Origin of the sequence: Parabacteroides hominis, assembly GCF_014287585.1 — a bacterium.
Taxonomy (GTDB): domain Bacteria; phylum Bacteroidota; class Bacteroidia; order Bacteroidales; family Tannerellaceae; genus Parabacteroides; species Parabacteroides hominis.
On the sequence record NZ_JACOOJ010000037.1, the window covers coordinates 46,320 to 56,288 of the forward strand.

At 46.9% G+C, this 9,969-nt stretch carries 5 protein-coding genes; 3 read left to right on the forward strand and 2 right to left on the reverse strand.

All coding sequences use genetic code 11. The features are described from left to right. The first annotated feature begins 213 nt into the window (after nucleotides 1-213). On the forward strand, nucleotides 214-2,340 hold the full coding sequence (locus H8S65_RS16895) for an HRDC domain-containing protein (RefSeq protein ID WP_186931034.1): 2,127 nt from the start codon (nucleotides 214-216) through the stop codon (nucleotides 2,338-2,340). 100 nt (nucleotides 2,341-2,440) lie between these two features. Here the strand turns inward: H8S65_RS16895 and H8S65_RS16900 are convergent, their stop codons facing one another. Then, nucleotides 2,441-3,061 (reverse strand): DUF4923 family protein, encoded by a 621-nt coding sequence (locus H8S65_RS16900; RefSeq protein ID WP_186931035.1) that lies wholly within the window; start codon nucleotides 3,059-3,061, stop codon nucleotides 2,441-2,443. Between the two features lie 147 nt (nucleotides 3,062-3,208). Between H8S65_RS16900 and H8S65_RS16905 the strand changes: the two genes are divergently transcribed. After that, complete coding sequence (locus H8S65_RS16905; protein WP_186931040.1) at nucleotides 3,209-5,182, forward strand: hypothetical protein; 1,974 nt, start codon at nucleotides 3,209-3,211, stop codon at nucleotides 5,180-5,182. Nucleotides 5,183-5,192: 10 nt separating this feature from the next. Continuing rightward, on the forward strand, nucleotides 5,193-6,644 hold the full coding sequence (locus H8S65_RS16910) for an MFS transporter (protein WP_186931036.1): 1,452 nt from the start codon (nucleotides 5,193-5,195) through the stop codon (nucleotides 6,642-6,644). Here the strand turns inward: H8S65_RS16910 and H8S65_RS16915 are convergent. Then, nucleotides 6,618-9,743 carry an ATP-binding protein gene (locus tag H8S65_RS16915; protein ID WP_186931037.1) on the reverse strand — a complete coding sequence of 1,042 codons (3,126 nt, stop codon included), beginning with the start codon at nucleotides 9,741-9,743 and terminating at the stop codon, nucleotides 6,618-6,620. The two genes, H8S65_RS16910 and H8S65_RS16915, sit on opposite strands and share 27 nt — an antisense overlap. Nucleotides 9,744-9,969: the final 226 nt, after the last annotated feature.

Sequence of the window (9,969 nt, forward strand, 5' to 3'; positions counted from 1 at the left end):
AAATTTATTTTCTTGCCAGTGAAAATTTATTTTCTTGCCAGTGAAAATTTATTTTCTTGCCAGTGAAAATTTATTTTCACCGAAATGAAAATGCTGAAAATATTCAGTCATTAGACTTCTTTGCTGTGTAAAACAACCGTTTTCCCTCTAATATATTGGCGATTCTAATATTTTTCCTAATTTTGTAAGAACTAACAATATTACAAAATCGCCATGCAAACAAACCAACAGTTTGACCTCGCCTTCAACTTACTGCAGAACACCGGAACCAACCTCTTTCTGACAGGAAAAGCCGGAACGGGCAAGACTACCTTTTTAAAAAGGCTTAAAGAGGTTTCTCCTAAACGAATGATCGTTGTAGCGCCAACCGGGGTAGCTGCCATTAATGCAGGGGGTGTCACTATCCACTCCTTTTTCCAATTGCCGTTCGGCCCTTATATTCCGTCTTCGCCGGAATATCGGGGAGGCAAACCAGATTTCAAGAACCAATTCCGCAAGGACAAGATCAATATCATCCGAAGCATGGACCTGCTGGTGATCGATGAAGTCAGTATGGTGCGGGCAGACCTGCTGGACGCCATCAGTGACGTCCTGCGCCGCTATAAAGATCGCAGCAAACCTTTCGGCGGCGTCCAGCTATTGCTCATCGGGGACTTGCAACAATTAGCGCCTGTCGCCAAAGATGATGAATGGAATCTGCTGAAAGAGCACTATCCCTCCACTTTCTTTTTCGACAGCAAAGCCCTGTCTGAAAGTAATTATTTCTGTATTGAACTGACACATGTCTATCGCCAGAGCGACGCGAATTTTATCAACCTGCTGAATAATATCCGTGAGAACCGCTTCGACGACGAGACCCTGCAACGGCTGAACCAGCGGTACATCCCCAACTTCAGACCGGACGAAAGATCGGGCTACATCACGCTCACGACGCACAACTACCAGGCACAGCAGATCAACAACCGGAAACTGGCGGAACTTCCCGGACAGCCTTATACTTTTTCGGCCGAGATCAATAACGATTTCCCGGAATATTCTTTTCCGACCGACGACAAGCTTATCCTGAAATGTGGCGCGCAAGTCATGTTCGTCAAAAACGACTCGTCTTCCGAAAAGCGGTATTACAACGGGAAGATCGGAAAAATCGTATTTATCAATTCTAACAAGATAACCGTAGTCGACCAGGAAGGAAACGAGATCGTCGTCGAAAAGGAAACCTGGAACAATGTGAAATACACGATCGATCCCGAAACACAGGAAATCACCGAAACCATTTCCGGAACCTTCAGCCAGTATCCGCTGAAAACTGCTTGGGCAATCACTATCCACAAGAGCCAGGGATTGACTTTCGAGCATGCCATTATTGATGCTTCGGCCGCTTTCTCGCATGGACAGGTGTATGTCGCTCTTAGCCGTTGCAAGACATTGGAAGGCCTCGTACTGAGCAGCCAGATCACCCGCAACGCCATGATCAACGATTACCGGATACAGGAATTCACTTCATCGGTCGAAAGCCGCCAACCGCGTGAAGAGCAAATGCAGGTTGCACAGCAGCTCTATTTCACGGAACTGATCTGTGAACTGTTCGACTTCAACAACCTCCAGCAGCGCATACAATATGCCGCCTTTGTCGTGTACGGGAACCTGCAAAAACTATATCCGGAATTGAGCGTACAGTATTCCAACACCCGCGATGTGTTCCGTTCCACGATCACAGATGTCGGAGAACGATTCATCCAGCAACTGAAACGGCTGATAGCAGGCAACACTGATTATCTGAAAGACGAAACGATACAGGAGCGCGTCCGCAAAGGCGTAGCTTATTTCCTGGAGCAAATAGAGCGGCTCTGTACCCCGCTACAGGAAGCATCGAACGTGGAAATCGACAATAAAGAGACACGCAAAACAGTCAAAAACGCACTGGACAAGTGGAACGAAGACCTTCGTATCAAGCTGTCAACCTTGCAAGGTTGTCAAGAGGGATTCACGATTCCCGGCTATCTGTCGGCCAAGGCCAAAGCAAGCATCGAACAACCGCCTGCTCCAACCGCACGCAAACGCTCCGAAAAATCATCGGAGCCGGCCAAGCTGGAAATATCGGCCGACATCAAACACCCGGAACTATATGCCAGCCTGAAGCATTGGCGCTATGAAGTGGCAACCGAAAAAGGCCTTCCACCTTATACGATCCTGCAACAAAAAGCCTTGATCGGCGTAGTCAACACCTTGCCTGCCAGCGGGCGCGATCTTCTCAAAATCCCCGGTATCGGAAAAAAGATCGTCGAATACTATGGTGCAAAGCTATTGGAAATCGTTGACGAATACAGGAAGAAGCAATAATATGCCAATAGAACAATGTACTAATATGCCAATGTATGATACGAATCAGAATCGGCATTCTCACATTGGCATATTGGCACATTGACTTATTATCACATTATCATTTTTTAAGCTCGAAGCCCATCATCATCCCATCATACTGGCTTGCGAGCTTGTTGAGCGTTTGCAAAGTCGTATTTTTGGAGACGGCAGACAGTTTTGTCAGGAAGTCCAGTAATTTATCGGCATTGAAGAGCAAAGAGAGTTGGTCGTTGGTGACAACGACGTGAGCCGTCATCGTCGTCAGTTTCGATTTGCCGATCTTGCCATAATGCAGTTCCATCGTCTTATCGTCCGGATTAAAAGAATAAGAGCCTTTCAAAGTACGGCCTTTCAAAACACTCGTAAACGTGCTGTCAGTATTGAAAGTATAATTGAATGCCCCCTCGATGATCCCGACTTTCGCGCAATATTCCTTCAGCTTCTTTTCCATCTCGGAAGAGGCCACGCTTGCCGCCACATTCTTCAAAGCATTATCACCTTCCAACTGGATAGCTGGATTCACATACGTCCAAGTGCCGGACAGATTTTCCACCGTCAGCTTTTTGCCTCCGGTAACAGCAGTTACAGCGTCTTTCACGGCAGCAGAATTCAAGATGTCTTTAATCGATTGTCCATACGCTGCATCCGATACGGACAATATACCGCAAACGGCAACCCCCAAAATCCAATTTTTTTTCATTTTCATCTATTCTTACTCATGTTTACAGTAGGCAAAGATACGAATATTATCCCTACATTTGTATCCGGACGATTATCCCAATGCTTGGATATTCTAATATACATTAATATAATAACTATGGTGAAACTAACTAAACACATCTGCCTTATGCTGGTTTGCACACTCGCTTGTTTAAGCGGTCACGCAGAGATCAATCCGACCGTCGTCCAATCGACGATCCGGTCACTTGTCGCAAAAGACAGCCGTAACAAGGTTGCCATCGAGAAAGGAGTCCGCCAAGCCGGCCGTCTCTGGCAGGATTCCGACGGAAGCGCGGAAGAGTTCAAAGCATTCTGCGAAAAGAACTACATCACCGATCCCGCCGAAAAAGAACAGGTTTTCCTGAAAATCAGCGATTATATGGAAGGGATCAACGGTTACTTCAACGAGATGTCCCTCCGCCTGATGAAGAACCTGCATCAACCGACCGGGCCGCTTCACGCGATCGACGAAAAGTTCGGCTCCTACAGTCCGGGCACGCACCTGCAAGACGACTTCTACCAAAACAAGATCGCATTCATCGTCATGCTGAATTTTCCGCATTATACATTGGAAGAAAAAGGCAAGTTAGGTACGGACCGGAAAGCCTGGGCATATGCCCGCCTCGGCGACCTGTTCACCGAGCGCATCCCGGCAAGCGCCTTGCAAGCCGCCGGAAATGCAGAGAGCGACGCCGACATCTATATCTCCGACTACAATATTTATATGGGACACGTCGAGAACAAAAAAGGGGAACATTTGTTTCCTAAAGACATGATCTTGCTTTCACACTGGAACCTGCGCGACGAGATCAAAGCCAACTACAACAAAGGGAAAGAAGGCCTCGACAAACAGCGCACGGTCTACGAAGTAATGAAACGGATCATTGCACAGGACATTCCGGTCGAAGTCATCAACTCCGGCAAATACGAATGGAACCCGTATAAGAACGAAATCAGCCTGGACGGCAAGCAGGTGCAGGGAACGCCCGAATCGACCACCCGCTACCAGAAGATGCTGAACAACTTCAAGGCAATGCAGGAAATAGACAAGTACACGGGAAATACTTACATCGACCGGAAGTTCTCGGAAGACATGGAAGTTTCGCTGGACGACGTGGAAAAACTTTTCGACGAGTTTCTTTCCGCTCCCGAACTGAAAGCCGTCGGTAATATGATCGCCAAACGCCTCGGCCGCAAACTGGAAGCCTACGACATCTGGTATGACGGCTTCAAGGCACGCAGCAATCTCGACGAAACGAAGCTGAACGAAAAGACGCGCGCGCTCTATCCGAATGCGGAAGCGTTGGACAAAGACCTGCCGAACATCCTGGTCAAAGCCGGCTTCACGCCGGAACGCGCCCGATACCTGGCCGACAAGATTACGGTCGATGCCGCCCGCGGTTCCGGCCATGCCTGGGGAGCAGCCATGAAGGGACAACAATCCCACCTGCGCACCCGCATACCGGAAGCCGGCATGGATTATAAGGGCTACAACATTGCCATCCACGAATTCGGGCACAATGTGGAACAGACCTTGTCCATGTATGATGTGGATTATTACATGTTGAACGGCGTGCCCAACACGGCTTTTACCGAAGCCCTGGCCTTCGTCTTCCAGAAACGCGATCTGGAGCTGTTAGGGATCGAGGACAACAATCCGGATAAAAAAGCGATGGAAGTTCTGGACAAGATATGGACAATGTACGAAATATGCGGCGTCTCCATGTTGGACATCTCGGTCTGGAAATGGATGTATGCACATCCCGATGCCACAGCCGGGGAACTGAAAGATGCAACGATCTCCCTGTCCAAAGAGATCTGGAATAAATATTACGCCCCCGTTTTCGGTGTGAAAGACGAAACGGTTCTGGCTGTCTACTCGCACATGATCAGCTATCCGCTATACCTGTCGGCCTATGCCTTCGGACAGATCATCGAGTTCCAGTTGGACCAGTATCTGGAAGGAAAAGATTTCGCGACCGAAGTCGAACGTATTTTCTGCCAGGGACGCCTGACACCTAACGAGTGGATGCAGGAAGCTACCGGTAGCCCGCTGACAGTCGAACCGATGCTGGAAGCCGTACGGGAAGTGATTAATTAAAACTAAATAAATGATATCAGCCAATCGTGCAACAACTGTAAATAAAACCGACGGACTGCCGTTGCCCAAACGCTATTGGGCGATACTCGCCACCGCTTTGGGTGTCGGCATGTCCGTCATAGACGGAACCATCGCCAATGTCGCCCTGCCGACTATCGCACGCGATTTGGGAACGGAACCGTCTGTCACCATCTGGGTTGTGAACGCTTACCAGTTGGCCATCACGATTTCGCTCCTCTCCTTCTCCTCCCTGGGAGATATCTATGGTTACAGACGCATCTACCTGTCGGGAATTGCAGTGTTCAGCGTCACCTCCCTGATCTGCGCCCTTTCCGATTCCTTCTGGACCCTGACGGCAGCCCGCATCATGCAGGGCTTCGGAGCGGCAGCCATCACCAGCGTGAACACGGCTCTGCTACGTATCATCTATCCGAAAAAGTTTCTGGGGAGAGGAATGGGGATAAACGCCCTTGTCGTGGCAGTCTCGATCGCTGCCGGACCGACCATCGCGTCGGCTATCCTGTCGCTCGGCTCGTGGCACTGGCTGTTTGCCATCAATGTCCCGTTCGGCATCGCCGCCCTGGTGATCGGCATCTCCCACCTGCCCGGCAACCCGGTGAAAGTCTATGGCAGGCGCTTCGACAAAGTCAGTTGCCTGATGAACGCGCTGACCTTCGGACTGCTGATCTTCTCGTTGGAAGGGATCGCCCATAAACAAAGCGTCGTCCTCGTCATAGGCGGAATCGTAGCGTTGGGCATAATCGGATATTTCTTTGTCCGCCGGCAATTGCGCCAACGCTTCCCGTTGCTTCCCGTCGACCTGATGCGAATACCGATCTTCTCGCTCTCCATCGGAACCTCGATCAGTTCCTTCACTGCGCAGATGCTGGCGATGATCTCCCTGCCCTTCTTCCTCCAAAATACATTAGGTCGAAGCGATGTCGCCACCGGGTTATTATTAACACCCTGGCCTCTGGCAACCATGATTATGGCTCCGACGGCCGGACGCCTGGTCGAAAAGATACACCCAGGAATATTAGGCGGAATCGGCATGGGCATATTCGCAACCGGACTGTTCCTGCTCGCCACATTGCCGGTCCATCCCACCGATATGGACATTATCTGGCGTTTGTTTGTCTGCGGGGCAGGCTTCGGCTTGTTTCAGACACCCAACAACAGCACGATTATTTCCTCCGCCCCGACCAACCGCAGCGGCGGTGCAAGCGGCATGCTCGGCACGGCGCGGTTATTAGGACAGACATTGGGAGCGACATTAGTAGCGATGATATTTAACCTGATGCCGAGCAACAGTACTCACGCTTGCTTATATCTTGCTACCGGATTTGCAGTAATAGCCGCCATAGTCAGTTGTTTGAGGATTTCGCAGCCCAGACCGTTGAAAGGAACTGAATGCCAGGAAAGTTCCGCCACCGATTTACAAAAGCGTAAATCTTCTGGATAACAGATCGGAGACCTCTTTTTTCAGCTTCGAGCTATTGATCGGTTTTGCCATATAGCCATCAAAACCATTTTCCAGGACACGCTGTTCGTCGGATGCGTAAGCAAAAGCCGTAACGGCAATAATCGGAACTTCTGTAGAATGTTTTCTTATTTCGGCTGCGGCCTCATAGCCGTCCATTACAGGCATATTGATATCCATCAATATAATATGCGGCCGATGTTCGGCATACATCTCCACCGCTTCTTTTCCGTTCCAGGCATGCAGGAGGTTGTAATCGTTGCGGAGAACAGAGTTGAACAAACGGTAATTACTATCATTATCCTCTGCGATCAAAATCGTCAACCTGTCTTTCTTCACTGTGATCTGCGGATGGAGCGACTCAGCCTTCAGCTGGGCCTTGGCAGGAACATAAGGTATCGTAAACCAGAAAGTCGATCCCACTCCCTCCTTCGAATCGACACCTATTTCGCCTCCCATCGTCTGAACAATCGTTTGACAGATCGATAATCCCAGTCCTGTCCCCTGGGCGAAGTTATCCAACTTGACAAAACGTTCGAATACCTTGTCGATCTTGTCTTCCCGTATACCGCACCCGGTATCGGCTACATAAAAATACAACTGATCTCCACGCAGCTCGTAACCAAAAGTTATACGTCCTTCTTTCGTAAACTTGATCGCATTCGTCAGCAGATTGATAATCAACTGCGAAACACGATTCTTCTCCGTATTCACATAACAATCTTTCATGCCGGGAACAAAGCATAGTTCCACCTGATCGGTATGAAGCCGCAGACGCATAGAATTTTCAAGTGCAGACATCGTATCGTTCAAGTCGATATCCGTGTAGACAAATTCCAACGTACCGGCCTCGATCTTTGAAAGATCGAGAATATCACTGATCAGTTGCAACAAAAGATTATTATTATTTTCAATGATGCTGACATACTCCTGTTTTTCATTCTCTTCCTGAGTTGAAGCCAAGATACCGGAAAAACCGACGATTGCGTTCAAAGGCGTGCGTATCTCATGGCTCATATTTGCCAGGAAAGCCGATTTCAGACGATTCGATTCTTCTGCACGGTCTTTAGCCGAAACCAAATCTTTCTCCATATTCTTACGCTCCGTTATATTCAGAGAAGAACCGATCAAAGTTAATGGTTTGCCGTCTTTATCACGACAGTCGACGACAGCCTGGGCTTCTATCCAATCAATCCGGTATCCACTTCTTCCCCGGCTGACTACCCTGTACTCTTCTTTCACCTTCTCGGTCTTGCCTTCTATCAAGTTACGGTAAGCTTGGCTAACCCGCTCACGGTCATCTTTATGTATTTTAGCAAAATACTCGCTTTCAGGAACAGTCAACTGATCTTCGTCGACTGCCTCCAATGAACTCTTTGTCAGTTCCAGCGGTCGATTCACATCGCACAAAATAGTTTTATCAACCAAATTCCATTTCCAAGGCACGACATTGGCAACCTCCAGCGCCATACTCAACTTATGGTTGGTATCGTCCAGCAAACGTTGCGTACGATGCAGCTCTGTCGTATTGACTGCAAAAATATCCAATACGCCGGGTTGCGACGTGTTGGTCACAAGAATATCGAATATTATATCCTTATCTTTAAAATAATAAGAGAACGATACCGAACGATGTTCCGTCACAACGATTTGCATAAAATAAATAAGTTCTTCACGCGCCTCCTTGAAGAATTCCGTTGCAGACCTTCCAATCAATTCTTCTCTTTTCCAGAATATTTTTTCAAATGCCTTATTTACATCTTCGCAAACAGAAGTTACAAATTTACCGTTTTCATCCACAGTCACCTTTTCCCGCGAATAAAGGATCGGCATACTGTTGATCAGATTCATATATTTTTTGTATTGCTCCCTTTCCCTCTCGTCTGCATCCCGTGTTTTGGTAAGGATACGAATACGCATGATCAGAAGCATAACCCAAATAGCCGAAATAAAAATAGAGGCAAAAATCATAAGAGCGACACGGTACTTTTCCCAAAAAGTAGGAGGCCTGTTTATAAAAACAGTTCCTATGGGAGCGTTATCCACAGATAAGTTTTTTCTTTTCATTGCAGCATAATCCAATACGACATGCGAGTCCGGATCGTAAACGGGTATGTCACGCGGAGCTTTGCCTTTCGTTACCTGATGTAAAACCGATAATAAGCGTTTGATGTAGGCATCGGCATCATAATAATATCCGCCCACCATATCACCTTCCTCTATATAAGATTCATATAATGAGAATAAAGGCACATTCAGATAAGAGATCAATCGATAATCACTTATTTTTAAAACTTCCCGCCCATACATATTGGTCGTTAAATAGAACCAGGTAGAAAAAAGAACGCCCGTTTTATTATCTATATTATATAACTTGTCAAATAGATCTTTCGTTTCTATTTGTCCCGCTGTCACTCGTTCATATTCCATTCCGGGATATTTTTCCTGCAAATGCTTCAACAAGTTCGCTTCAACTATCCGGTTCGAATACAAGGAATCTGCACAAAACAGCAATTTATGCATACCCGGTATAACCTGGGCCATCATATCGACAGTATTTTCCACATAGACAGGAGCACGCAACACGGTTACATTATAATCCTCTTTCATCTCCGATATCGGCTTATAGGGCAAGGTTGATATATTATTCTTCCTGGAAAAATAAGCCGTATCAGGCAACATCCGTAAATTTTCGCCGCAGACGATGATTGGAATATCTCCCCATTCTTCTTTTATCCGCTCACGAAAAGAAAAAGCTGCATTTCCTACTGCAATAAAATAATCCGGCTTTAAGTCTCCCGAATATTTTTTAAATAAGTTTCCTACATATAAATCCAAAGAAGATTCGTCGGTCATCATCAACATAGTCATATGCTCCACATAGGCATCCACGCCTGGGATCATACTGACTTCTTTCAGAACGGGCATAATAATACTATTACTCCATGGAGCAGCTTCATGGTATGTATTAACGAGCAGAATTACTTTATTCTTCGATTTTACCCTTTCCTCATTTGTAGCCTCTACCGATAGTGTTCCCAGTGTACAAAAAACAAGAATAAGCCCCAGAAGATTCTTCATTGGCCTAACAATTTCGATCATTCGATTGTATCTAATCAGATTATAAAATCATATTTTCTGCAAACTTAGGGAAAATTTATGATTTACAAGCGTTATTAAAAGAAAAAGAGGGTGTGTCAAAACCGACACATCCTCTTTTTATATCGTTTCCTCCTTTTCCCGATATAGTATTTTTCTATGCCGCAATTTTCCGAGTTGTATAAGTAATAATTGCCATTTTCGTTCT

Coding starts and splice junctions, on each gene's coding strand:
- H8S65_RS16895 (WP_186931034.1), top strand. CDS start 214: ATGCAAACAAACCAACAGTTTGACCTCGCCTTCAACTTACTGCAGAAC.
- H8S65_RS16900 (WP_186931035.1), bottom strand. CDS start 3,061: ATGAAAAAAAATTGGATTTTGGGGGTTGCCGTTTGCGGTATATTGTCC.
- H8S65_RS16905 (WP_186931040.1), top strand. CDS start 3,209: ATGCTGGTTTGCACACTCGCTTGTTTAAGCGGTCACGCAGAGATCAAT.
- H8S65_RS16910 (WP_186931036.1), top strand. CDS start 5,193: ATGATATCAGCCAATCGTGCAACAACTGTAAATAAAACCGACGGACTG.
- H8S65_RS16915 (WP_186931037.1), bottom strand. CDS start 9,743: ATGAAGAATCTTCTGGGGCTTATTCTTGTTTTTTGTACACTGGGAACA.